This window comes from Nonomuraea sp. NPDC049028 (assembly GCF_043197735.1).
GTDB lineage: Bacteria > Actinomycetota > Actinomycetes > Streptosporangiales > Streptosporangiaceae > Nonomuraea.
In genome coordinates this window covers 201,021-225,324 of record NZ_JBICTR010000012.1, presented here as the reverse complement: position 1 = coordinate 225,324, position 24,304 = coordinate 201,021, and the positions used below count along the sequence as shown (strand labels likewise).

At 66.3% G+C, this 24,304-nt stretch carries 19 protein-coding genes and 1 pseudogene; 11 read left to right on the top strand and 9 right to left on the bottom strand.

Translation table 11 applies throughout. The annotated features are described in order from the left end of the window. Nucleotides 1–49: 49 nt before the first annotated feature. The 4 genes from ACGFJ2_RS42510 to ACGFJ2_RS42495 form a co-directional block, all read right to left on the bottom strand. Nucleotides 50–1,324, bottom strand: a complete 1,275-nt coding sequence (locus ACGFJ2_RS42510; protein ID WP_357946904.1) for an extracellular solute-binding protein — start codon at nucleotides 1,322–1,324, stop codon at nucleotides 50–52. A 34-nt stretch (nucleotides 1,325–1,358) separates the two neighbouring features. Continuing rightward, complete coding sequence (locus ACGFJ2_RS42505) at nucleotides 1,359–2,228, bottom strand: carbohydrate ABC transporter permease (protein ID WP_358174457.1); 870 nt, start codon at nucleotides 2,226–2,228, stop codon at nucleotides 1,359–1,361. Further along, on the bottom strand, nucleotides 2,212–3,186 hold the full coding sequence (locus ACGFJ2_RS42500) for a carbohydrate ABC transporter permease (protein ID WP_393478193.1): 975 nt from the start codon (nucleotides 3,184–3,186) through the stop codon (nucleotides 2,212–2,214). Before ACGFJ2_RS42500 ends, ACGFJ2_RS42505 begins: the two co-directional genes overlap by 17 nt. A 239-nt stretch (nucleotides 3,187–3,425) precedes the next feature. After that, nucleotides 3,426–4,220 carry an NAD(P)-dependent oxidoreductase gene (locus ACGFJ2_RS42495; RefSeq protein ID WP_357946896.1) on the bottom strand — a complete coding sequence of 265 codons (795 nt, stop codon included), beginning with the start codon at nucleotides 4,218–4,220 and terminating at the stop codon, nucleotides 3,426–3,428. Between the two features lie 139 nt (nucleotides 4,221–4,359). Between ACGFJ2_RS42495 and ACGFJ2_RS42490 the strand changes: the two genes are divergently transcribed. The 6 genes from ACGFJ2_RS42490 to ACGFJ2_RS42465 all read left to right on the top strand — a co-directional run bounded on the left by ACGFJ2_RS42490 (nucleotide 4,360) and on the right by ACGFJ2_RS42465 (nucleotide 11,364). Then, nucleotides 4,360–5,667: a sugar ABC transporter substrate-binding protein gene (locus ACGFJ2_RS42490; RefSeq protein WP_357946893.1), complete on the top strand. Its 1,308-nt coding sequence runs from the start codon at nucleotides 4,360–4,362 to the stop codon at nucleotides 5,665–5,667. Beyond that, complete coding sequence (locus tag ACGFJ2_RS42485) at nucleotides 5,664–6,590, top strand: sugar ABC transporter permease (protein ID WP_358174460.1); 927 nt, start codon at nucleotides 5,664–5,666, stop codon at nucleotides 6,588–6,590. Before ACGFJ2_RS42490 ends, ACGFJ2_RS42485 begins: the two co-directional genes overlap by 4 nt. Beyond that, nucleotides 6,587–7,450, top strand: coding sequence for a carbohydrate ABC transporter permease (locus tag ACGFJ2_RS42480; RefSeq protein ID WP_358174463.1), 864 nt, complete (start codon nucleotides 6,587–6,589; stop codon nucleotides 7,448–7,450). Before ACGFJ2_RS42485 ends, ACGFJ2_RS42480 begins: the two co-directional genes overlap by 4 nt. Nucleotides 7,451–7,529: 79 nt before the next feature. Then, nucleotides 7,530–8,291, top strand: coding sequence for an IclR family transcriptional regulator (locus tag ACGFJ2_RS42475; RefSeq protein WP_357946885.1), 762 nt, complete (start codon nucleotides 7,530–7,532; stop codon nucleotides 8,289–8,291). Nucleotides 8,292–8,652: 361 nt separating this feature from the next. After that, nucleotides 8,653–9,558 carry a 5-dehydro-4-deoxyglucarate dehydratase gene (locus ACGFJ2_RS42470; RefSeq protein ID WP_357946882.1) on the top strand — a complete coding sequence of 302 codons (906 nt, stop codon included), beginning with the start codon at nucleotides 8,653–8,655 and terminating at the stop codon, nucleotides 9,556–9,558. 870 nt (nucleotides 9,559–10,428) lie between these two features. After that, entirely contained in the window at nucleotides 10,429–11,364 is a 936-nt protein-coding gene (locus ACGFJ2_RS42465) for a proline dehydrogenase family protein (RefSeq protein ID WP_393478187.1), read from the top strand. A 372-nt stretch (nucleotides 11,365–11,736) separates the two neighbouring features. Here ACGFJ2_RS42465 and ACGFJ2_RS42460 read toward each other — a convergent pair whose 3' ends face one another. Beyond that, a complete protein-coding gene (locus ACGFJ2_RS42460) occupies nucleotides 11,737–13,209 on the bottom strand; it encodes an aldehyde dehydrogenase (NADP(+)) (protein ID WP_357946876.1) in 1,473 nt (490 codons plus the stop codon). Nucleotides 13,210–13,418: 209 nt separating this feature from the next. On the opposite strand from ACGFJ2_RS42460, the gene ACGFJ2_RS42455 reads away from it, so the two are divergent. Together ACGFJ2_RS42455 and ACGFJ2_RS42450 are read left to right on the top strand one after the other, a co-directional pair. After that, on the top strand, nucleotides 13,419–14,570 hold the full coding sequence (locus tag ACGFJ2_RS42455; protein WP_393478185.1) for an enolase C-terminal domain-like protein: 1,152 nt from the start codon (nucleotides 13,419–13,421) through the stop codon (nucleotides 14,568–14,570). Nucleotides 14,571–15,505: 935 nt separating this feature from the next. Continuing rightward, nucleotides 15,506–15,895, top strand: a complete 390-nt coding sequence (locus ACGFJ2_RS42450; RefSeq protein ID WP_358174466.1) for a hypothetical protein — start codon at nucleotides 15,506–15,508, stop codon at nucleotides 15,893–15,895. Between the two features lie 173 nt (nucleotides 15,896–16,068). Here the strand turns inward: ACGFJ2_RS42450 and ACGFJ2_RS42445 are convergent, their stop codons facing one another. The 3 genes from ACGFJ2_RS42445 to ACGFJ2_RS42435 form a co-directional block, all read right to left on the bottom strand. Next, entirely contained in the window at nucleotides 16,069–16,581 is a 513-nt protein-coding gene (locus tag ACGFJ2_RS42445) for a DUF402 domain-containing protein (protein WP_357946869.1), read from the bottom strand. Between the two features lie 727 nt (nucleotides 16,582–17,308). Further along, entirely contained in the window at nucleotides 17,309–17,950 is a 642-nt protein-coding gene (locus tag ACGFJ2_RS42440; protein ID WP_357946867.1) for a response regulator transcription factor, read from the bottom strand. Further along, the gene (locus ACGFJ2_RS42435; RefSeq protein ID WP_393478181.1) at nucleotides 17,947–19,602 is read right to left on the bottom strand and encodes a histidine kinase; all 1,656 of its coding nucleotides are present in this window, start codon (nucleotides 19,600–19,602) and stop codon (nucleotides 17,947–17,949) included. Before ACGFJ2_RS42435 ends, ACGFJ2_RS42440 begins: the two co-directional genes overlap by 4 nt. A 112-nt stretch (nucleotides 19,603–19,714) precedes the next feature. Here ACGFJ2_RS42435 and ACGFJ2_RS42430 point away from each other — a divergent pair. From ACGFJ2_RS42430 to ACGFJ2_RS42420, 3 genes and pseudogenes are all read left to right on the top strand, one after another. Continuing rightward, nucleotides 19,715–20,368: pseudogene (locus ACGFJ2_RS42430) on the top strand (ABC transporter ATP-binding protein); the annotation flags it as partial. A gap of 62 nt (nucleotides 20,369–20,430) precedes the next feature. Beyond that, nucleotides 20,431–21,195 (top strand): ABC transporter permease subunit, encoded by a 765-nt coding sequence (locus tag ACGFJ2_RS42425; RefSeq protein WP_393478178.1) that lies wholly within the window; start codon nucleotides 20,431–20,433, stop codon nucleotides 21,193–21,195. Then, entirely contained in the window at nucleotides 21,192–21,968 is a 777-nt protein-coding gene (locus ACGFJ2_RS42420; protein ID WP_393478176.1) for an ABC transporter permease subunit, read from the top strand. Before ACGFJ2_RS42425 ends, ACGFJ2_RS42420 begins: the two co-directional genes overlap by 4 nt. 629 nt (nucleotides 21,969–22,597) lie before the next feature. Here ACGFJ2_RS42420 and ACGFJ2_RS42415 read toward each other — a convergent pair. Beyond that, nucleotides 22,598–24,283, bottom strand: a complete 1,686-nt coding sequence (locus ACGFJ2_RS42415; protein WP_357946854.1) for a ribonuclease J — start codon at nucleotides 24,281–24,283, stop codon at nucleotides 22,598–22,600. Nucleotides 24,284–24,304: the final 21 nt, after the last annotated feature.

The following is a 24,304-nucleotide window of genomic DNA, read 5'->3' as shown; positions in this document are numbered from 1 at the left end:
TCGTGGAGTGGAGGCTGGGGGCCGTCGCGCCCCCAGCCTGGATCAGACCTCAGCCGGCGATGGCCGCGTTGGCTTCGGTCAGGAACTTCTGCGCGCCGGCGTCCGGTGTCGTCTTGCCGAAGAGGACCTCTTCGCTGTTGCGCTTGAGGATGTCCTCCATCTGCAGCGCGCCCTTCGGCGGGGCGACGATCGGGCTCAGCTCGCCCTTGACGGCGTCGATGAAGGTCAGCGTCTTCTGGTCGACGGCCGGCAGCTTGCCCTTCACGGCGGCGAGCACCTTGGCGTTGGTCGGCAGGCCACGGTCACTCAGCAGGATCGAGGCCGCGTCCGGGTCATTGACCAGGAAGTCGATGAACTTGCCGGCTTCCGCGGGGTGGTCGGACTTGGCGGAGGCCGTGTAGAACATCGACGGCTGCAGGAACATGCCGCCGGTGGTCGCGCCCGCGGTCTTGGGCATCCGCATCAGGGTCAGCTCCTGGCCCGACGCCTTGGACAGGGCGTTGAGCTGGTTGCTCCACCACATGCCCATCGCGCCCGCGTTGGTGGCCAGCAGCGACTGCTCGGGGCCCACGGAGATCAGTTCGGCGCTCTTGGCGGCGTCTGCGGAGCCCTTGGTCTGAATGAGCTGCTGGTGGATGCCCCACCACGCCTTGAGCGTTTCGGGCGTAACCCCGATCTTGTTGCCGTCGTAGAACTTCTCGCCGCGCTGGGCCGCGAAGATCTGCAGCCAGGCGGGGTTGTAGTTGTACTCGGCGCCGTTGACCCCGTTACCGGCCGCGGAGATCTGCTTGGCCAGGTTGATCCAGTCGTCCCAGGTCCAGGACTTGTCGTCGGGCAGCTTCTGCTTGGCCTTCTCCAGCGCCGACTTGTTGACGAGCATCGAGAAGGTGTTGACACCGCTCGGGATGGCGTACTGCTTGCCGTCGACCTGGCCGCTGGTGAGCACCTGCTGGTCGAGGTCGGCGGTGTTGACCTTGCCCGCCAGGTCGGCCAGGGCGTTGCGGCCGGCGTACTCGCTCAGGCCGCGGATCTCGATGCTGATGACGTCGGGCGAGTCGTTGGCCGCCACCTTGGTGGCCAGCTTCTCGTAGTAGCTCTCCCAGTTGGAGAAGTCGCCTTCGACGTCGATGGTCGGGTTCTTCTCCTCGAACTTCTTGATCACCTGTTCGGTGAGCTTCTGCCGCGCGTCGCTGCCCCAGTAGGAGAAGCGGAGATGGATCTTGTCGCCGCTCGCCTTGTCGCCACTACCGCCGCCACAGCCGGCGGCGGCCGTCATGACGGCCGCCGACAGCAGGGCGACGGTCCACATCATCCTAGGCTTCACAGCTCTACCTCCTGGTGAAGAGTTGCGGGGGGTGTTACTTCAGTCCGGTGGTAGCTACACCACGAATCAGATATTTCTGACCGGCAAGGAAGAAGCCGAAGATCGGCCCCAATGACACGATCGACATCGCGAACATGGGGCCCCACGACGACTCGCCACTGGAGTCTAGGAAGGAGCGGAGTGCAACGGCCACTGTGAGATTGTCCGAGTTTGTCAGGTAAAGGTTCTGACTGAAGAAGTCATTCCACGTCCAGATAAAAGTGAAGATGCCGGTCGTCGCGAGCGCCGGGGTGCAGAGCGGGAGAATCACCTGGAGGAAGACCCTCCAGTAGCCCGCGCCGTCGATGGCCGCGGCCTCGTCCAGCTCCCTCGGCAGGGTCCGGATGAACTGGACCATGAGGAAGATGAAGAACGCGTCCGTGGCCAGGAACTTGGGCACGATCAGCGGCCAGATCGTGTTGATCCAGTCCAGCTTGGAGAACACGATGTACTGCGGCACGACCGTCACGTGGTACGGCAGCATGATCGAGCCGAGCATGACCGCGAACCAGAGCTTCTTCAGCGGGAAGTCCAGCCGGGCGAAGGCGTAGGCGGCCAGCGAGCAGGCGACCAGATTCGCCACCACGGTCAAGCCCGTAAGGACGGCCGAGTTCCACAGGTAGTAGCCGAAGGAGTGCTTGAGCGCGGTCCAGCCCTCGCTGTAATTCTCCAGCGTGAAGCTGCTCGGCCACAGGCCAGGCTCGCGGAAGATCAGGTCCTCCGGCTTCAGCGAGCTGGACACCATCCAGAGCAGCGGATAGAGCATGACCAGGCCGAAGCCGATCAGCAGGATGTGCTTGAGGACGCGGCTGCCCCGCGGAAGCGGGCGGAACAGCAGCGGCAGCGGCTTACTTCGTGTCGCCATAGAAGACCCAATACTTCGACGCGAGGAAATTCACGCCGGTCAGGCCGGCGATGATGAGCAGGAGGACCCAGGCCATGGCGGCCGCGTAGCCCATCTCGTAGCTCTTGAAGCCCTTCAGATACAGGTAGAGCGTGTAGAAGAGCGTGGAGTCGACCGGTCCGCCCGTACCGCTGCTGACGATGAACGACTGGGTGAAGGACTGGAACGACTTGATCACTTCGAGTACGAGGTTGAAGAAGATGATCGGCGTGAGCAGGGGCAGCGTGATCGAGCGGAACTGCCGCAATTTGCTCGCCCCGTCGACCGCCGCCGCCTCGTAGTAGCTCTGCGGGATCTGCCGCAGCCCCGCCAGGAAGATCACCATAGGCGCGCCGAACGTCCACACGTGCAGGAGGATCAGCGTCCCCAGCGCGGTGTCGGGATCGGATACCCAACCGGCGCCCTGGATGCCGAAGACGTCCAGCACGGCGTTGACCAGGCCGTCACTACCGAAGAGCTTGCGCCAGAGGATCGCGATCGCCACGCTGCCACCGAGCAGGGACGGCAGGTAGTAGATCGAACGGTAGAACGACAGACCACGCAGCCCGCGGTCGAGCGCCAAGGCCAGGGCCAGCGCGAAGGCCAGCTGCAAGGGCACCGACACGACCACGTAGATCGTGGTCACCTTCAGCGAGGTGAGGAACCGCGTGTCGACGGTGAAGAGCTTGCTGTAGTTGTCCCACCCGACCCACTTGGCCGCTTCGAGCAGGTTGTAGTCGGTGAACGACAGGTAGAGCGACGCCAGGATCGGGCCTATGGTGATGACGAACAGGCCGATGAACCATGGGGCGAGGAAGACGTAAGCCGTGCGGGCCTCACGCCGTTTGTGAGCGTTAACGGGTGAGATGCGGCGACGCCCACCGGGCGGTTGCGCGCGTGGTGGCACGGTCGCAACCGCGCTGTCCGGGGTTACAGACATTCATGCACCCCTCGTATCAGGGCTTGCCCGGCTCGGCGGGATGGGATAGCGCCTTCCTATAGGTGTGCCAAAAGTTTCGTCAACCCTTTGCAGACGTTACATAGCTGTTATCGACATATCGTGATCTATGTTCTGCCAGTTCAATCAATGGTCGAGAGCAAAGGGTCGGATGAATGTTGGGTGGTTGAATACAACCGGTTGCACAGCGCCCTATAGGCACGTCACGCTGGCGAAACGTCCTACCACTTGCCTCCGAGGTCCTTCAGCGTGAAGACGCCGCCCGCGCGGTCATGCAGCGGCTCGCTCAGATCGGGCTCGCCCTGCTCGGCGATCAGCGCGGCGGCCTGGCCCTCCGAGTCGTCCCGCGAGACGTACCCGATCGACCGGGCCTCCTCCAGCGACCACCAGCGGCGCGCGTTGTCGGAGACGCCCCAGACGACGTGGTAGCCGGGCGCGGTCAGCGCGGCCTCCACCAGGCGGGCGAGGTCGTCAGGGGAGATCCAGGTGGCCAGGCCGCGCGTGTCACCCGAAGCCTCGTTGCAGGTGCCCAGCCGGATCACGGTCACGTTCATGCCGAACCTGTCGTGGTAGAGGCTGCCGAGGGCCTCCATGACGACCTTGCTCACACCGTAGAAGGTGTCGGGCCGGGGGAAGGCGTAGTCGGGCAGCTCCGCGCCATCGGCCGGGCGGGTGTGGAAGCCGGCCGCGTGGTGGCTGCCCATCAGCACGAGGTGCTCGACGCCCTCCCGCCGGGCGGCCTCGAGCAGGACGTGCATGCCGTCCATGTTGGCCCGCACGATGTCGGCCCACGGATGCTCCCGGCTCTGACCGCCCAGATGGATCACCGCGTCGACGCCCTTCATCGCCTCGGCCATGGCCGCCTCGTCGGCGAGATCGGCCGTCACCATCTCCTCGCCAGGCGCGGTCTCCAACGGGTGGAGGTCGGACAGGCGCAGCGTACGCCCGTCGCGGGCGAGGCGGGGGCGGAGCAACGTACCGACCTTGCCGGCGGCGCCGGTCATGAGAATGCGCATATGGCTCATTGTTGTACACAACTCTGGTCCAAATTCACATTCCTGAATATTGACCGTGACCTACGTCACTCGTTACGTTCACACGGACAGGCTCCACGTCTGCGACAGGTGTCCATATATGTGAACGGGAGGCGGTCTGATGTCACGCCAGCTGCTCGGGGCCGCGATTGCGACGGCCCTGGCCGTAACGCTGACAGGCTGCGGCTCCGGGGGATCAAGTTCGGACGACGCGTTGGAGATCTGGATCAGGCAGGCGCCCGATTCCGACTCCGCGAAAACGGCTGTGAAACTGGCCGACGCGTTCACGAAGGCCAGCGGTATCAAAACGAAAGTCGTCGCGCTCTTCGACGACTTCGAGACGAAGCTTCAACAGCAGGCAGCTCAGAAGAAGCTACCTGACATCGTCATCAACGACACGGCCCAACTCGGCAACATGCACACACAGGGCTGGCTGCAGGAGGTCGACAAGGCCAAGCTGGCCGGCGGCGACAAGGTGTCGGAGCAGGCATGGAAGGCCGCTCAGGGCTCCGACGGCAAGTACTACGGCACGCCGTTCTCCGCCCAGGCATTCGCCCTGATCATCCGCAAGGACTGGCGCGAGAAGGTCGGCATGGAGCCGCCCAAGACCTGGGACGACCTGGCCAAGCTGGCCGCGGCCTTCACCGACAAGGACCCGGACGGCAACGGTCAGAAGGACACGGCCGGTTTCGTGATCCCCGCGGGCACCAAGCGCGGCTACGCCTCCTGGTACGCCTCCTCGCTGATCTACGCCAACGGCGGCGACTTCGTGAAGGCCAACGGCGGCGGCAAGTTCAGCCCCGTCGTGAGCGACCCCAAGACCGTGGAGGCGGTCCAGTACCTGCAGGACCAGTTCTGCAAGGCCAAGACCGTCAACCCGGGCGCGGTCAGCAACGACACGACCGTCACCCACGAGGTGTTCGAGAAGGGGCAGGGCGGCATCTACCTGGTCGGCCCGTACGTGCTCGCCAGGTTCGTCAAGAGCATCGGGACCGACAAGATCGAGGTCGTACCGGTGCCCAAGGGCCCGTCGGGCGGCCCCGGCACCCTCGGTGAGGGCGAGAACGTCTACATGATGGCCGGCTCCGACAACGTCGAGGGCCAGAAGAAGTTCGCCGAGTTCGCGGTCTCCCCCGACGGCCAGCGCATCGGCATGAACAAGGACGCCAACGGCGCCATCGTCCGCCTGCCGGTCAACTCCCAGGTCGACATGGCCGCCGAACGCCAGGATCCGCGCTGGAAGGTGTTCCAGGAGGCCTACGCCAACGCGGTCTACGCACCGCCGGTGCCGAACTGGGCGCCGATCCGCCAGGACTCCGCCGACTCCATCAACACGGTGTGGGCCGACTGCTCAGCCAACGTCAAGACGGCGATGGACACCCTGAGCACCAAGCTCACCCAGGAACTGCAGACCCAGAAAGCATCATGACCCCCACGCTCACCCAGGCGCGGAGCCGCACGGAGACCCCCCGCCGCCGTCCCAAGCGGATGCGGCGGCGGGGGACCCTCCTCGCGTGGGCGTTCCTGTCGCCGGCCTTGCTGCTGTTCCTGTTCTTCAAGTTCATCCCCATGTTCGAGGGCCTGCGGATGAGCTTCTTCGAGGTCCGCTACGTCGGTGATCGATGGGTGGGTTTCGCCAACTACGCCACGATCATGACCGACGACGCCTTCGTCTCGGCCATCTGGCACAGCATCGTGCTGGCCCTGGGCACGACCGCGGGCTCGCTCGTCCTCGGCCTGCTGTTCGCACTGCTCATCGAGGGTCCGGCACGCTACCTGTGGTTCATCAGGACCGCGGCGTTCCTGCCGGTGGTGACCACGATGGCGGCGGTGGCCGAAGTCTGGCGGATCATGTACCACCCCGCCGACAGTGGCATGATCAACACCATTCTCGGCTGGATCTCGCTGGATCCGCAGCCCTTCCTGGCCAGCGAGCACTCCTCGCTGCTGTCGATCATGGGCATGAGCATCTGGCGCGGCACGCCGTACGACATGATGATCTTCCTGGCCGGGCTGGTCGGCGTGGACCGCACGCTGTACGAGGCCGCCGCCGTCGACGGCGCCACCACCTGGCACCGGCTGCGGCACATCACGCTGCCCGCGCTGCGCCCGGTGTTCTGGATCCTGTTCACCCTCGCCGCCATCCGCGGCATACGCGTCTTCGTCGAGGTGTACGTGCTGACGAACGGCGGGCCGAACGGATCGACCGAAGTACTGATGACGTTGATCTACAAGCTCGGGTTCCAGAAGGGTGACCTGGGCACCGCGTCGGCCGGCGGGATCGTGCTGTTCGCGGTGACCCTGCTGCTCACGGTGCTGACCCAGGTCATGCGCAGGAGGCAGAACGCATGATGAGATTCGACAGCGCTCTCGGCCTGGAGTCCAGGCGGGGCCCTCTTGCCACGACCCTCAAGGTGCTGGTCTACGCCTTCATGGTGATCATCTTCACCGGGCCGCTGGTCGGACTGCTGGTCAGCGCCTTCAGCAAGACGCTCGACCCGACCAGATTCTCGCTCTGGCCCGACGACTTCACCCTGGAGAACTTCGTCCAGGCCGGCAACAAGAACGTCTACCACTACCTGTTCAACTCGTTCGTGGTGGTCGGGTTCGGGCTGCTGCTCCAGATGCTCGTCAGCGTCTTCGCCGCCTACGCGCTCGCCCGCAAGAGGTTCAGGGGCATGGCGTTCGTGATGCTGATCATGCTGGCGACGATGATGCTGCCCGAGGAGATCATCGCGATCCCGCTCTCGCTGGTGCTCGCCGACATGCCCATCATCCACGCCGATCTCATCGGCACGTACGCGGGCATGATCCTTCCAGTGGGCGCCTGGGGCTTCTCCATCCTGGTCATGACCGAGTTCATGAAAGAAGTGCCGGTCGAACTGGAGGAGGCCGCGCGCATCGACGGCGCGGGCGAACTGCGCATCTTCTTCGGCATCATCCTGCCGCTGTGCCGGCCCGCGCTCGGCGTCATCGGCGTCTTCGGCTTCACCATGATCTGGGATCAGTATCTGCTCCCGCTGATCGTGGCACCCGAGTCCAGCATGTGGACCCTGCCCATCGCGCTGCGCTCCCTCCGCTCCGACGAGGAGGTCGGCATCGGCGTACTGCTCGCGGCATCACTGCTCGCGCTGCTGCCGTCGATCATCGCTTTCTTGGCTTTCCAACGGCAGTTCATGCGCGGCCTGACCAGCGGCGCCATCAAGGGTTAGGCGTCCATGTACCTGTCCATGTATCTGGATGGAATCCCATATGCTGACACTCTGAAGCCTCTGTCAAGATGGGATGAGTATGGAGCCCCAGCTAGTCAAGTCCGCCGAGCGGACGGTCCGCATCCTCGAGACTCTGGCCGCCTCCCACGAGACCCTGACACTGTCGGAGCTCCAGCAGCACACGGGCTTTCCACGCAGCTCCCTGCACGCCCTGATGCGCACCCTGGTCGAGCTGAACTGGGTCGAGACCGACTCCGCCAGATCGGCCTTCGGCATCGGGCCGCACGCCCTGCTGACCGGCACCGCGTACCTCGACAAGGACCCCGCCCTGCCCCTGGCCCAGGAGACGCTGGAGGACCTGCGCGCGGAGACCGGCCAGACCGCACATTTCGCCCGCCGCGACGAGGCACACGTCCTCTACCTGGCGACCAGGGAGTCGCGGGAGGCACACCACGTGATCCCCAGGGTGGGCCGGCGACTGCCCGCCCACGTCACGGCGCTCGGCCAGGTGCTGCTCGCCCAGCTCACCGACGACGAGGTGGCGGCCCTGCTGCCGGACCCGCTGACGGCGATCACCGAGCACACCTTCACCGATCCGGCCAAGCTGATCGGGGAGCTCGACCAGGTACGCACCCGGGGCTGGGCCTACGAACGCGAACAGGGCACCCCGGGCGTGGCCTGCGTGGCGGTGGCTGTCGACTATCGGATCCCGGCCACGGACGCGATCAGCTGCTCGATGCCGGCGGGCCTGGAACCGGCCGAGATCGAGAAGGTCACGGACGCGGTGACCAGACACACGCGGAAGCTGGCTGCCACGCTTCGCCGGGAGGGCATCCGCTGATCGGCTGCGGGTCATCCGCTTCCGCTGATCCGTATCCGCTCCCCCGCTCGTCCACTGCCGCTCCGAGCTCAGCCACTTCAGCTTCGCGCTCACCCGCATGCGCTGATCCGCATCCCCTTCCCCGCGTGTCCGCTTCAGTTTCGGGCCCACCTGGATCCGCTGACCCACGTCCACGCCCCTGCGCATCCGCATCTGCTTGGCCCCCAGCCGGATTCACTGATCCGCATCCACCCACCCGCACATCTGCTCGCCCGCACATCCGCTTCGGGCTCACACGCGCATCCGCTTCGGGCTCGCCCGCAAATCCGCTTCGGGCTCATCGGCTTCCGCTTATCCGCTCATCCGCTAGGAAGGATTGTTGATGCGGCTAGATGGTGTTCTCTTCTTTCCCGTGACCCCTTATGGCGCTGACGGCGACATAGCCGAGCAGACGATGGCCGAGCACGTCGCCAATGGGGTCGCCGCCGGAGCCGGAGGAGTGTTCACCGCGTGCGGCACAGGCGAGTTCAACGCGCTCGACGTCGCCGACTACACCAAGGTCGTGGCCACGTCGGTGCGGGCCACAGGCGGCCGGGTCCCGGTCTTCTCGGGCGCGGGCGGCCCGCTGCCCACCGCCAAGGCGTTCGCCCGCGCGGCGGCGGACAACGGAGCCGACGGCCTGCTGCTGATGCCCCCCTACCTGGTGACCGCTCCCCCGGACGGCCTGGTCCGCTACGTGCGTGAGGTGGCTTCAGCCGGCGGGCTGCCCGTCATCATCTATCACCGCGCCACCGCCCGCTTCTCCCCCTCAGCGGTGGCCGAGCTGGCCCAACTGCCCGAGATCATCGGCTTCAAGGACGGACTCGGCGACTTCGACCTGCTCCAGCGCATCATCCTGACCGTACGGCGGTCTACGGACCGGGAGTTCACTTTCTTCAACGGCCTGCCCACCGCCGAACTGACCGTCCCCGCCTACCGAGGGCTGGGCGTGACGCTGTACTCCAGCGCCGTCTTCGCCTTCGCACCGGAGATCGCACTGGCCTTCCACAAGGCGGTGAGCGGGGACGACGAGGTACTGGTGCAACGACTGCTCACCGACTTCTACCTGCCGCTGGTGGAGCTACGGGACCGGGTGCCGGGATACGCGGTCTCGCTGGTCAAGGCAGGGGTCCGGTTGCGTGGGTTGGCGGTCGGTGGCGTACGGGCTCCCCTGGTCGACCCCTCTGCGGAGGATTTGCGGGAGCTGGAGCGCATCCTGGCCATCGGCTTGGAGATCGCCGGGGCCTGACCGGTCTTTATGAAGGCTTTTCAAGAGTCGCGGCGCTTCCCCCAGCCCCGCGACCGGTCCTGACCTCCACCTCCACCGGCTGCCTTCACCCACCCCACAACCGATCCAGGCCTTCGCCCCACCCTCCAATCGATCCGCCCTTCCCATCCCCTGCTGCCTTCGGCCATCCCACGAGCGATCCAGGCCGTCTCACCCCCAACCGCAGCCAGGCCGCCCTACCTCAGCTGCCTCACCCACCCCACAACCGATCCAAGCCTTCGCCTCACCCTCCAACCGATCCGCCCCTCCCACCCCCCTGCCTTCACCCGCCCCGCGACCAACCAGACCGTCGGCAGCGTGCTACGCCACCACCAGGGGGCGGGCTACGCCTCCATCGGCGATCGGCTTCCCCCACGGTGACCTCGGCGTCGCCGCCGTCTCGAAGCCGTCCCCCGACTGGCTCGACGCGGGCCAGCCGCCCCCGACCGTCCCGCCCACTGACGGACGTGCGCGCCAGCGACCTGCACCCACCGAGCGAACGTGCGCGCCGACGACCTGCACCACCGATGGGACGGACGCGTTGACTGGCCGGCGGGATGATGGGACGACGGACAGCGGGACAGCGACGGACCCGCGAAAGCACACGTCATCAGCAGCGGCTACGACCCTCTCGCGACGCCGGCGAGCACCTCGCCATTCCCTCCCTGCCTGAGGCGTTCGACGTGCTCGTCCACCTGCACCGCGTGTCTCCGGCGCGGCCGCTACCCCGCAAAGCGCGTTCGCGCACCTCCTGCCGGATGCATCGAGAGGTCGCTCAACCGGCAAGGCAGACACCTTCTAAAAAAATATAGATTGGTGATAGTGTCCTGGCTTCCGGATGAAAGGAAGACGATGATCGTGATGGAGCAGGCGGCCCAGACAATGCGGGCACTGGCCCTTGATGAGGACCTCAAGGACCGGGTCGCTGCAGATCCCGCACTGCGCGAGCTGGCCTGGCGGGTGGCCGAACGGTACGTCGGCGGCCAGACAGTCGGCGAGGCGCTCGCCCGGGCCGCCCTGCTCAACGCGGAGGGCAGCGCCGTCACCCTTGACTACATGGGCGAGAGCTGCCGCGACGCCGACCTGGCCATGGCCGAGACCGAGGTGTTCCTGGACCTGTCACGGCAGGCCGCAGCGCGCGGGGTGAACTGCTCGGTGTCCCTCGACCTGTCCCACATCGGCTCCGTGGTGGACCGCGAGCTGGGGCTGGCCAACGCCACCCGGCTGGCCGAGGCCACCGCCGCCGCGGGCCAGGAGATGATGATCTCGATGGAGGGAACCGATCGTACGGACCTCATCCTGTGGACTCACGAACGCCTCTGCGGGCGTTTCGACCATGTCGGCGTCACCATCCAGGCCCGCCTGCACCGCACTGACGAGGACCTGCCCCGCCTGCTGACGCGACCCGGCCGCATCCGCTTGGTGAAGGGCGCCTACCTCGAACCCGAGTCCATCGCCCACCACCGTGACAGCCGCGAGCTGCGGGCGGTCTACCTCGCGTACGCGACCCGCCTGCTGGACAGCGGCCACCTCTGCTCGATCGCCACCCACGACCTCGACCTCCTCGACGAACTGCAGCCGCACATGCGGCAGGACTCCGGCGCCTATGAGGTCGAGATGCTGCTGGGACTCGGCATCGATCAGCTGCGGACGATGCGGGATCGCGGGCATCCGGTCAGGGAGTACATCGTGTTCGGCACCCAGTGGTGGCTGTACGTCTGCAACCGCATCGCCGAGAACCCGGCCCGCCTGTTCCAGGCTCTGGTAGACGCCACCCAGCGCACATAGACCCTTACCGGAGCAGGGAATGCCAGCCTGGCCCGCACACCGGCCGGGCCCACCTCGGCTACGACCGCGCCCTCGCCCACCTCGGCTACGGCCACGCCCCCACCCGCCTCGGACCACTGACGACGGCAATTTCGCCCGCCCGGGCTCCCTAACGCCACTGGCCGTTCGCGTGCTGCTCAAGCCCTCACATCACCAGACAGCAACACACGCCGCTTACCCCGCCATCAACCCACACCCCCGCCACGCCACCAAGCAGCAACAAGCCGCGCCCCTCTACCAACGCCAAAGCCCGTCTTCCCCACATCACGAGACAGCAAGACGCGCCCTCCCACCCCAACACCAGGGCGCGTCTCTGCCGCATCCCATCCCTAACTAACGCCCCAGCGCGCCATCCACCCGTCGCGGGACACCCAGCGGGTTGTCGTCCCTGAGCTCCTCCGGAAGCAGCTCACCGGGCCAGTCCTGGTACGCCGTCGGCACCAGCCACCGGTCGATGGCCGTCGCGCCGACCGACGTGTGCGCTGCCGACGTCGAAGCCGGCCACGGACCGCCGTGATGCATCGCCCAGCACACCGCCACCCCGGTGGGCCACCCGTTCCAGATCAGCCGCCCGGCCTTACGCCCGAGCACCTCGGCGACCTCACCGGCCTCGCTGGGGTCGGTGGCGTGCACGGTGGCCGTCAGCGACCCTTCCAGCCGCTCCAGCACGGCCCGCAGGTCCGAAATTTCGCGATAAGTCACGACGATCGACGCCGGACCGAAGCACTCCTCGTTGATGCCCGGCAACTTCGCCGCGAACGAGTCGAGATCCGTGGTGAACACCGTGGGCGTGACGGCCAAGCTACCCTCTCCCGCCTTGCCCTCGGCCAGCACCGGCAGCTCGCCGAGCCGCTGCAGCCCGCCCAGGTAGCCGTCCCTGATCCGCTCACCCAGCATCGGCCCGCCGGTGGTCCCCTCCACGGCCGCGGCCAGCGCCTTGCGCAGCTCATCGTCCTCGGGCACGAACATCAGCCCGGGATTCGTACAGAACTGCCCGACCCCCATAGTCAACGATGTAGCGAACCCGGTGGCCACCTCCGCCATGGGCGCGGACGGCAGTACGACGACCGGGTTGACGCTGCCCAGCTCCCCGAAGAACGGGATCGGCACCTCTCGCTGGTCGATCAGCCCCTGGATAGCCTTGCCACCCGGGACCGACCCGGTGAACCCGGCCGCGACCACGCCCGGGTGCTGCACCAGGTCGGCGCCCGCCTGCATGCCCTGCACCAGTCCCAGCAGGTCGGGGTACGGCAGCGCCTTGCGGACGATGCGAGCGACCTGCTCGGAGGTGTTGGGGTGGCCCGGATGCGCCTTCACCACGACCGCGCAACCGGCGGCCAGCGCCGATGCGGTGTCGCCACCCGCCACGGAGAACGCGAACGGGAAGTTGCTCGCCGCGAACACCGCGACCACGCCGGCCAGCGGCTGCTTCATCCGGCGTACGTCGGGCCTGGGCGGGGTTGCCGAGGGGTCGGCGTGGTCGACGATGGCGTCGAGGTAGCCACCATCTCTGATCACCTGGGCGAACAGCCGGAACTGGCCGGCCGTACGAGCGACCTCGCCGCGCAGTCGTACCTCTCCCAGCGCGGTCTCACTGTCAGCGATCTGCCACAGCTCGTCCACCTTCGCGGTGAGAGCGTCGGCGACGGCCTCCAGTGCTTCGGCCCGCTCGGCGGCGGGAGTCGCCCGCCAGGCCGCACCTGCGGCGGCCGCGGCGGAAACAACCATGTCGACCCCGGCGCGGTCGGTTTCAGGCAGGGCGCTGCCCACGGTCTCGCCGGTCCTGGGGTTGTGTCCGTAGATCATCGAATGGCCCTTCGGAGTCTTGACACTTCTTCATATTGATTCTTACAGTTGCGACAACCTGTCCACAAACCTGGCACTTGTTCACATATATGGACGGCGGTCATATGATCATCAGGCAGATCCACGTCACCCCCGTAGCTTTCAAGGATCCGCCACTGTTGAACGCCGCCGGCGTACACGAACCCTGGGCGCTGCGGACGATCGTCGAGGTGGTCACCGACGAGGGGCTGAGCGGCCTCGGCGAGACGTACGGTGACCTGGGGCACCTCACCAAGGTACGCGAATGCGCCGAGGCACTGGTCGGCGTGGATGTGCATGCCACGAATGAGATGTATGTCAGGATCAGCGCGCTCGTCGGCGATGTAGTGACCGATATGCACGGCTTGACCGGGGTCGCGACCCAGGAGAAGAGCATCGATCGGGTGTTCGCGGCCTTCGAGGTGGCTTGTCTGGACATTCGCGGCAAGGCAGCCGGCGTGCCGGTCGTCGATCTGCTGGGCGGCCGGGTACGCGACGCTGTGCCGTACAGCGCCTATCTCTTCTACAAGTGGGCGGGGCATCCGGGCGGCGAGCCCGACAGGTTCGGCGCGGCGCTCGACCCGGCGGGGCTGGTCGAGCAGGCATCGATGCTGATCAAGGAGTACGGTTTCGCATCGATCAAGCTCAAAGGCGGCGTGTTCGCACCTCAGGAAGAAGTCGAGGCGATCATAGCCCTGCGGGAGGCCTTCCCGGGCGTGCCTCTCCGTCTGGACCCGAACGCTGCTTGGACCGTCGAGACCTCGATCCAGGTAGGCCAGGCGCTCGAAGGCAGCCTGCAGTATCTGGAGGACCCCACGCCCGGAATCCCCGGAATGTCGAAGGTCGCCGGCGAAGTCCCGATGCCGCTGGCCACGAACATGTGCGTGGTGACGCCCGAGCACCTTCCGCCCGCCATCGCCACCCAGGCAATCGGAGTGCTGCTGCTCGACCACCATTACTGGGGCGGACTCGTACGTTCCTCGCATATCGCCGCACTGTGTGACACGTTCGGGCTGGAGCTGTCCATGCACTCCAACTCGCACCTTGGGATCAGCCTGGCCGCGATGACCCACCTGGCCGCCGCCACGCCGAACCTCACCCACGCCTGCGACACCCACACGCCATGGCAGAACGGGCAGGACGTAGTCGCGCCGGGCGCATTGCGGTTCGTGGACGGCGCCGTACCCGTGCCGGACGGGCCCGGTCTCGGCATCGAACTGGACCGTGACGCCCTGGCCATGATGCATGAGCAATATCTCGCGTGCGGAATCACCGAGCGCGACGACACCACCTATATGCAGCGCTTCGAGCCTGCTTTCTCTGCGAGGAGACCGCGCTGGTGAACGTGGCCTACGCCTACCCCTGGGACATCGTCGGTGACCCGTCGGCCCCTTCGCGCCTCGCGGAGCTGGGCGTCGAGGCCGTCGCGTTGGCGGCCAGCTATCACTCCACCCGCGCGGCAACGCCGTATCACCCCGCCCACCGAGTGCTGGATGTCCCACAATCGGCTTTCTACCTGCCAGTTCGGCCCTCCTCCTGGGGGCGCCTGACACCGGCCTCCCCAACCTGGACACCCACGGACGCCTACCTGCAAGCCCGGGACGCCCTGAAGGCCGTCGGACTTCAGGTACACGCATGGACGGTGTTGACACACAACTCCTTCCTGGGCGGTCTGCACCCTGACCTGGTAGTACGTAACGCATTCGGTGATCCCTATCCATATGCGCTGTGTCCGGCTTTCGAGGACGTGATCGAGTACTGCGAGCGTCTGGTCAGCGAGATCCTGACCGTCGGCGAACCGGATGGCCTCATCCTCGAGGCGTGCGGCCCCATGGGCTTCGGGCACCAGAGCGTGCACGAGAAGACGGCCGGCGCCGACTGGACGTCCGTACACAGTGACCTGCTGACGCTCTGCTTCTGTACGGCCTGCGCTCCCCGTTACCCAGAGGGCACCAGAGAACACGTACGCGCGGCCATCGACGGCCCTCCCGCTAGGGCCGTAACCTCTCCCGCGACGAGCAGGAACGACCAGGCATCTCCGGCGCCGACCTCTTCCGCACCGTCTGCTTCCTCATCAGAATCTGCATCGCCGTCTGCCGCCGCGCAAGCAGCTGCGTCACGGACTTCTCGCTCATCAGCAGCCGCATCGCCAACTGCTGCCTCACCAGCGACCGCGTCGCCGGCTTCTGGCTCGCCATCATCTCCCGAGACCGTGGAAGCCGCCCTCGGTCCATTCGCCGACGATGTCCGAAACGTACGCGTAGAACTGTCGGCATCATTGCGCACTCGTCTCATCACCGTGGCCCGCGAGACCGCGCCGAACGTACCCATCACCCTGCACGCCAACCCCGACCCTTGGGCCGCCAGCTCGTTCGCCGCCCTCCCCACCGGCGAGCCCGGAGCGGAGGTGCTGGTGGGCAACTGCTGGGGCGACCCGGCCTCGGACGCCGCCCGCCTGGCCAGACTGGGCGAACTCTGCGGCCCCGGCCAGCGAGTGGGCGCATATGTCCTGGCTCTTCCTCCACGCCCCGCCGACGGCCAGGCACTCGCCGAGCAACTCAGAACGTACGCCAAGGCAGGCGCCACGGACTTCCACCTCTACCACGCCGGTCTCGCCTCCCCCCGCCGTCTGGCCGCCATGGCCGAAGCCCTACGCCTCATCCGCTGACCGCCCACCGCTCCGCTCGTCCTGCCGCAACCCTCTTGATCAAGTGAGTGGCCGCCACTCACTTGGTCAAGTCGCGTGGCCGCCGCCCCTTGGTCAAGTCGCGTGGCCGCCGCCCCTTGGTCAAGTCGCGTGGCCGCCGCCCCTTGGTCAAGTCGCGTGGCTGCCACCCTTGATCAAGCCGTGTCACTGCCACCCACTTGATCAAGCCACCTCGAATGCGCACCCCCGAACGGCCCCTGCCGTCCGCCCACTGCGCCCATCAACCACCTGGCCGTCTCCTCGGCCTGGTCGATCATCTGTTGCGGATATCCCAGCAGCACCTGGTGATCGGCGAACTCGTCCTCATCGTCCAGAATCAACCGCCCGTCACGCATCCTGATCACGTCGAGGTCGAGGTCGAGCATGGTCACCTCACCATCACGCCACTCGGGAACGGTAGTGACATCCACATACACCTCAGCCCGATGCGGCGGCGAGTTGAAGGACGCCGTCCACCACCCGTCCCGCGGGAACAACATGATGGCCGCGGTCTCCCACACAATCGGCTGCCCTTCCCCTTTACGAGCAACCGTCCCGCCCGGCACCGCGACCCACACGCCGTGCTCATCCTCGCCGAGCACCTTCGCGGAATGGTTCCAGTGCAACGCCCCGCCGTACTTCCGGAAGACAACCCTCACATCGGTCACTCCAGGGACGCTACCGGACCATCACTCAGATCCTGCGCTCCCCAAACCTCCGACCAACATCCCCCGACGCATCACGTTCCCTAACTCACCGACCAACATCCCGCTCTTTCCTCGCACCCTGACTACAGCCCCCACCCGCACCCCATTCCCTAGCCCACCAACCAACAGCCTTCACCGCACCGACCCCACCGGCCAACAGACCCCCGACCGCTCCGCATCCCAGCGCTCCATCCCCTCAACGACGGCCGAATTCTTCACGCGTCGTCGACATGCCGATCTCGCCCGCGTGCTCCCACCCACCAACGCTCCTGCCCTTCCTTAAGGCTCCGATCACAGCTCACCACTTCACCCGCACTCCCAAACCCCCCAACCACAGCCTTCACCGCACCACAGCACAGCCCTCCATCCCCAACCTCACCCACACTCCCGAACCCCCAAGCAACAGCCTTCACCGGACCGCACCCCAGCGCCCCTCCGCGACCTCACCCGGACTCCATAGCCCGCCGAGCAATACTCCCGAGCCTTCCGCCACAGCTCACCCAGCGATAGCCCCACCCCACGCACTCCCTAGCTCACCGACAACATCCAGCACCCGGCGAACCCTTCTGCGCCGTCCACTCATCGAGGCCCCAACAGCCCGATGCCACCTGTACTCCCTAGCCCGCCAACCAACACCCCCGGCCCCGTCGGCGCCCCTAACCCGCCGACCAACGAACCAACTCTCTGATCAACGAACCGCAGATACGAGCCCACTCTCGTACGCCACGATGACAAGCTGTGCCCGGTCCCGAGCATCGAGCTTGGCCAGGAGCCGCCCGATGTGGGTCTTGACCGTGGCGAGACTGAGATGAAGATGGGCGGCGATCTCGGTGTTGGAGAGACCCCGAGCGATCAGGATGAGAACCTCCCGCTCCCGCTCCGTAACGCCATGCAGCCCCTTGACCTGTAACGACGCAGGCGTGCGGGTGAACTCCTCGATCAGCCTGCGCGTCACCCTCGGAGCCAGCAACGCCTCACCAGCCGCGACCACGCGAATGGCGGCGACCAGATCGGCCGGCGGGGTGTCCTTGAGCAGGAACCCACTGGCTCCAGCACGGAGTGCGTCGTAAACGTAGGCGTCGAGGTCGAACATGGTCACGATCAGGACCCGAGCCACATCTCCTATCCGCCTAGTGGCCTCGATGCCATCCATTTCCGGCATGCGCACGTCCATGAGAACCACATCAGGCCGCTCCTCCAGAGCAACGGCCACCGCCTCGGCTCCCGTCGCGGCCTCACCTACAACGGTCAGATCGGGCTCCGAGTCGACCAATACCTTGAAGCTCCCCCTGAGCAGCGCCTGGTCATCGGCGACAAGAACACGGATCACGAAGTGCCCCCATAAGGCAACCGGGCTGACACCCGAAACCCTCGCCCAGGTAGACGCCCGGCCTCGAACACTCCGTCGTACATCATGACCCGCTCCCGCATTCCGATCAGTCCGTGTCCCGTTCCCTCCACCGGCAGTGTGCGACGGCCCGGACCGTCGTCAATCACCTCGATCCGCACCTCCATCACGTCGGCCACCACCGATATCCGGCACCGGGCCGGTGCCGCATGCTTCACCACGTTGGTGAGCGCCTCCTGGACGATCCGATAGACCGACAACTCCACACCCTCAGGCAGCCCAACCCCGAGCCGTAAGCCATCTTCTCCCTCGCGCATGCCTAGGCCGCCCTCGCCTCCGTCCCGAGCTCTCTGGCTGGCTCTGTCATGGACCCGTTGGCGTGCCCTGTCCTGGGCCTGTTGACTTGTCCCCTCTTGGGCCCGTTGAGCGGCCCCGTCCTGACTCCACTGGCCAGCCTCACCCAGGTCCCTCTGGTCGGTACCACCATGGACCCACTGGTCGGTGCCGTCCTGGGCCGTTTGACCGGTCACATCCTGGAAGCCCTGACCGGCCCCACCCCGGGCCCTCTGGCCGGTACCGGCCCGGGCATCAGTCCGGCCACCAACCCACTCCTGGCCTCCCCCACCGTCCCTGGTCGCAACGTCGGCACCCTCCATAGGCGCACTGTCCCGGTTTGCACGATTGGTACTAGACCCAGCCGCGCGATTGCCCTTGTCGTCCTTGTGATCAGCCCGCGAATGCGGTGCGACATCATCTCCACGGTTCCGGCCTCCCTCGGCCGCCAACCGGAGGTCCAGCTCTACCTCCACGCCCGCCAATCTGGCCTGCTCGGCCAGCCGTGGGAGGCCGCTGAGGTCCGGTGCGGGGCCACGGTCGGGCGTCTCGTCTGAGCGGAGGACGCCGAGCAAGTGGCGCATCTCGACGAGCGCGCTCCGGCTGGCGGTCTCGATCACCCGCAACGCATCGTGTGCTTCCTCCGGTCTGGTGGCCATCACATGATTGGCCACGCCCGCCTTGACCGCGATCAACCCCACGCTGTGCGCGACTACATCGTGCAGCTCACGGGCGATGCGCAACCGCTCCTCCGCCACGGCCTGTCCAGCCAGGCGCTCGGCATCGCGCGCCGCATAGTGTCTTCGTTCTCGTACGGCTCGCCCGACCGTCCACGCGCCGCCCAGTGCGGCGATGCCGATGAGCGGCTGGTCGAGATTCGTCAGCCACGCGGGGCCCGCCGGCTGCGGCGCACCGCCGGCGACCACCATTCCGACCAGCGTGACCAGTGTGAGCACACCGATCGCCGAGGTCGGAACCCACGCACCCCGGGCATCGGCCAGGGCGACGACATAGAGCGCGTAGGCAGGCGAGATATAAGCGGATGAGACCCCTAACACCGCGGCGACCACGATGGAGACTGTCAGCACGAAGCAGAAGACGGGCAACGGCCACACTCTGCGCATCGCCAGCGGCAAACCCAGCCCCAGGATAAGAGTCAGCCTCGCCCACGGCGGCAGCGCCCACCCACTCGTCGCGGCCGTGAGGAACATGAGACAGAAGCCCAACCCTGCCAGCAGGTCCAGCCCGATCAGCTGGCGTCGGCTCAAGCGAGCGGTGAAGAGGGAGGGGGATTCGTTCACGCGTTGACCGTAGTGGTTGAGGGTGGGCCTGCACGTCAGACTGGGGTCTGACCTTGAGGTTCGGACCGTGGTCCGATGTGGCGAACGCCCGCCGTACCTCATTCTTTACCGCGTGATCGAACTCAACCGCCTGACCAAACGCTACGGCGACACGCTCGCCGTCGACAATCTGTCCTTCAAGATAGAGCCCGGCCACGTGACCGGATTCCTGGGCCCCAACGGTGCCGGCAAATCCACCACGATGCGCCTGATCCTCGGCCTCGACTCCGCCACCTCGGGCCAGGCACTCATCAACGGGCGACGATACACCTCGCTGAGCAGGCCCATGCGTGAGGTGGGCGCGCTGCTGGACGCAAGCGCCGTACACGGCGGGCGCAGGGCCTACGACCATCTGTTGTGCCTGGCGCTCACCAATGACATCGGCCCGACGCGCGTGGCCGAGGTTCTCGAACAGGTGGGCCTGGCCGGGGTGGCACGCAAGAGGGTGGGCGGCTTCTCACTCGGCATGAAGCAGCGCCTCGGCATCGCGGCCGCCCTGCTCGGCGACCCGGGCACGCTGATGTTCGACGAACCGGTCAATGGACTCGATCCCGACGGGGTGCGCTGGATTCGCGACTTAATGCGCTCCTTGGCCAAGGAGGGCAGGACCATCCTGCTCTCCAGCCACCTGATGAGCGAGATGGCGCTGACGGCCGAGCGCATCATCATCCTCGGCCGAGGCAAGCTGATCATGGAAGCCACCGTGGCGGAGCTCACTGAGCGCTACCCGTCGCTCGAAGACGCCTACCTTGCCCTGACGGCGAGCAGCGTGGAATACGGAGCCGCACGATGAGGACAATCCTGTCTTCCGAATGGTTGAAGCTGCGCTCGGTCACCTCGACCTATCATGCGCTCGGAGTGGCTGCGCTCACGGTGCTCCTCGGCATGATCTGGACTTTCTACGTCAGCGGCTTGGCGGATGAACGCGGATCACTGCGAGCGGCGGCCCCTGAACAGGGCTTCCTGCCACTGATCCAAATCAGCCTGGCTGTCCTCGGCGTGCTGGCCATCACTGCGGAGCAGGCCAGCGGCATGATCCGCACAAGTCTCACAGTCGTTCCCAAGAGAGGGACCTTACTGCTGGCCAAGGCCGGGGTGGTCGCCGCCGTTACCTTCGTCGCCGCCAACTCGATCATTATCCTCACGTACGTGACGAGTCGCCTCATAGCGGGCGAGCGCCACTTGCAGTTCAACGAGTCCTCTCTGGCCAACGACCTGCCGATGCTGCTCGCCTCCGGGCTGTCGGTGACCGTGCTCGCATTGGTGGGCCTCGGCTTGGGCGTAGCCACTCGATCCACCGCGGCGGCGATCGTTTCGGTCGTGTCGCTACTGTTCGTCCTGCCCGGCATCGCCAATTACCTGCCAGCCCCGTGGAACACTCGCGTGGCCGCCCTCATGTTGCCCAACCTCGTGCCTCAGATCGCCGACCAGCGGCTTTCCAGGCGGCTGGGCGACGGTTTCCTACCTCCCTGGGCCGCGCTCGTGGTGCTCACCACCTACGCGATCATCGCACTCGCGGCGGGGTTCTACCTGTTCAAAAGGAGAGACGCGTGAGTGTGCTGGCATCGGAGTGGCTGAAGGTCCGCACCGTTCGCTCCAGCTATCTAATGCTGGGGCTGAGCTTGGGCGGCATTCTGCTGGGCGCTGCGGTCGCCTGGGCGGCGGTCGGGACGTACGACAACGCCACCCCTGCGCAGCAGGCTCATGCCGCCATCGCGGATCTGGAGGAAGTGGTGCTGATGGTGCCACAACTCTGCATGGGCGTCCTCGGCGTCCTCACGATCACGTCCGAATACACAACAGGACTGATCAGAACAAGCCTCGCCATAGTGCCGAGACGCTGGCCGGTCCTAGCGGGAAAGTCAGTGATTGTCGGTCTACTCGGTCTGGTCACCGGTCCGATGGTGGTGTTCGGGACATACGTCGCCGCCCGTTGGATGATTGGCGACCGCTTCGGCGGTTCCTACACGATTCCCTTCCTCGACAGACTGCCAACGCTCATTACGTCGAGCCTTACGGTGGCGGTATTCGCGCTGCTCGGGCTAGGACTGGGCGCTACCTTACGCTCCACGGCGGGAGCGATCACGATCCTCGTGGGTCTCGTGTACGTGATCCCAATAATCGTGGGCAATCTGCCCGAGCCCTGGAGCGAACGCCTCGGCTCGGTGATGATCGGAGCGCTCCCGCGCGAGATTGCCAGCGACGATCTCACGCACTCGGTGTACGGCTCGCTGCTTTCTCCTGTCGCCGCGGCCATGGTGCTGATCGCCTACGCCGTGCTGCCGTTGCTCGTCGGTACATGGCTAATGCGCCGGAAAGATGCCTGAGCCGCCGACACACTCAGCGTGGATGACGTCCCTCAGAGCGGCGTGGTTTCTCATCCGCTCAGCCCTGTTCGCCCAAGTAGGAAACGCACAAGGAGATCGTTGATCCACCGCTGAGCGGGACACCACCTCAGTGTGCAAAGGGCGCGAAGTGTCGGCAGGACGAACCGTCTTAATGGCGCCGAGAAATGTCGGCGAGGACACGAGTGTCGCCGGGAACCTCCCCAGCAGTCGGCGCAAGTCAACTGGACCGCCGAGTGTCCGGGGCACCGAGAACCGGCAGAGGCCACGGGACCGCCGGATGTCCGAGGCACCGAGAACCGGCAGAGGCCACGGGACCGCTGAGAGTCGGTGCAACCGGGATTCGGGGCACCGGATGTCGGCAGGGGCCGCAGAATCAGCGACAACGAGAGGCTCCGATGCGACTCCCAACAGTAGGCGGAAGTCGCAGGACTGCCGGATGTCCGAGGCACCGAGAATCGGCGGAAGTCCATGGGACCGCCGAGAGTCGGTGCAACCGAGATTCGGGACGCCGGATGTCAGCAGGGGCCGCAGAATCAGCGACACGAGAGGCTCCGATGCGACTCCCGGAGGTACGGCAGGCGCTCATGCCTGCCGTACCCATACGGAGGTCAGACCTCGAGCACCACGGGGATGATCATCGGACGCCGGCGGTAGGTGTCGCTCACCCAGCGCCCGACCGTGCGGCGGACCACCCGGCGGATCTCCTGCATGTCGACGACCCCGTCTGCGGCCTTCTCCTCGAGTGCCTTCTCGATCTGCGGAATGAACTCCTCGAACTGCGCCGGGTCGATGCCGGAGCCACGCGCGTGGATCTCCGGCCCACCGGTGAGCTTGCCGGTGCTGGAGTCGACCACCACGACGACGGAGATGAAGCCCTCGTCGCCGAGAATCCTGCGGTCCTTCAAGGAGGTGTCGGTGATCTCGCCGACGGATGAGCCATCGACGTAGACGTACCCGGCATGGACCGCACCGACGATCTTGGCTCTGCCGTCGACCAGGTCGACCACGACGCCGTCCTCCGCGATCACGATGTGATCGTCGGGCACGCCGGTGAGCGCGGCGAGCTTGGCGTGCGCGCGCAGGTGCCGCCATTCGCCGTGGACGGGCATGAAGTTCGACGGGCGGGTCAGGTTCAGCACGTAGAGCAGTTCGCCGGCGGCCGCATGTCCGGAGACGTGCACCTTGGCGTTGCCCTTGTGCACGACCCGGGCACCCCAGCGGGTGAGGCCGTTGATCACCTTGTTGACGGCGGTCTCGTTGCCCGGCACCAGCGACGACGCCAGCAAGACGGTGTCACCCTCGGCGATGCGAATCGGGTGATCCCGGTTGGCCATCCTCGACAGCGCCGCCATCGGCTCGCCCTGCGAACCCGTGCAGACGAGCACCACGTCTTCCGGCGGCCATTCCTCGATGTCGCGCGAGTCGACGATCAGCCCCGGCGGCACCTTGAGATAGCCGAGATCGCGGGCCACGCCCATGTTGCGCAGCATCGAGCGTCCGACCATGGCGACCTTGCGATTGTGTCTGGCCGCCGCATCCATGACCTGCTGGATGCGGTGTACGTGCGACGCGAAGCTGGCCACGATGACCCGCTGCTCCGAGGTACGGATCACCTCGTCGATGACCGGGCCGATCTCCCGTTCGCTGGTGACGAACCCGGGCACTTCAGCGTTGGTCGAGTCGGACATCAGCAGGTCGACGCCCTCGGTACCAAGACGGGCGAACCCACCGAGGTCGGTGAGGCGGCCGTCGCTCGGCAACTGGTCCATGCGGAAGTCGCCGGTATGCAGCACGATGCCGGCGGGTGTCCTGATGGCCACCGCCAGCGCGTCCGGGATCGAGTGGTTGACCGCCAAGAACTCGCAGTCGAACGGCCCGAACCTGTGCCGTTCGCCCTCGACCACCTCGATCTTGGTGGGCTGGATCCGATGCTCGGTGAGCTTGGCCTCGATGAAGGCCAGCGTCAGCTTGGATCCGATGAGCGGGATGTTGCGCCGCTCACGAAGCAGATATGGCACGGCCCCGATGTGGTCTTCGTGCGCGTGGGTCAGGACCACGGCCTCGACATCGTCGAGCCGGTCCCTGATGTATTCGAAGTCAGGCAGGATCAGGTCGATGCCCGGCTGGTCCGGCTCGGGGAAAAGCACCCCGCAGTCGACGATCAGCAATCGGCCGTCGTATTCGAAGACGGCCATGTTCCTGCCGATTTCACCCAGCCCGCCCAGCGCGACAATGCGCAGGCCGCCCTCCGGCAGCGCCGGCGGGGGGCCAAGCTCCGGATGTGGATGGCTCATAGCCGGCCCCCATGGTCAAAT

Coding starts and splice junctions, on each gene's coding strand:
- ACGFJ2_RS42505 (WP_358174457.1), bottom strand. CDS start 2,228: ATGGCGACACGAAGTAAGCCGCTGCCGCTGCTGTTCCGCCCGCTTCCG.
- ACGFJ2_RS42500 (WP_393478193.1), bottom strand. CDS start 3,186: ATGTCTGTAACCCCGGACAGCGCGGTTGCGACCGTGCCACCACGCGCG.
- ACGFJ2_RS42495 (WP_357946896.1), bottom strand. CDS start 4,220: ATGCGCATTCTCATGACCGGCGCCGCCGGCAAGGTCGGTACGTTGCTC.
- ACGFJ2_RS42490 (WP_357946893.1), top strand. CDS start 4,360: ATGTCACGCCAGCTGCTCGGGGCCGCGATTGCGACGGCCCTGGCCGTA.
- ACGFJ2_RS42485 (WP_358174460.1), top strand. CDS start 5,664: ATGACCCCCACGCTCACCCAGGCGCGGAGCCGCACGGAGACCCCCCGC.
- ACGFJ2_RS42480 (WP_358174463.1), top strand. CDS start 6,587: ATGATGAGATTCGACAGCGCTCTCGGCCTGGAGTCCAGGCGGGGCCCT.
- ACGFJ2_RS42475 (WP_357946885.1), top strand. CDS start 7,530: ATGGAGCCCCAGCTAGTCAAGTCCGCCGAGCGGACGGTCCGCATCCTC.
- ACGFJ2_RS42470 (WP_357946882.1), top strand. CDS start 8,653: ATGCGGCTAGATGGTGTTCTCTTCTTTCCCGTGACCCCTTATGGCGCT.
- ACGFJ2_RS42465 (WP_393478187.1), top strand. CDS start 10,429: ATGATCGTGATGGAGCAGGCGGCCCAGACAATGCGGGCACTGGCCCTT.
- ACGFJ2_RS42460 (WP_357946876.1), bottom strand. CDS start 13,209: ATGATCTACGGACACAACCCCAGGACCGGCGAGACCGTGGGCAGCGCC.
- ACGFJ2_RS42425 (WP_393478178.1), top strand. CDS start 20,431: ATGAGGACAATCCTGTCTTCCGAATGGTTGAAGCTGCGCTCGGTCACC.
- ACGFJ2_RS42415 (WP_357946854.1), bottom strand. CDS start 24,283: ATGAGCCATCCACATCCGGAGCTTGGCCCCCCGCCGGCGCTGCCGGAG.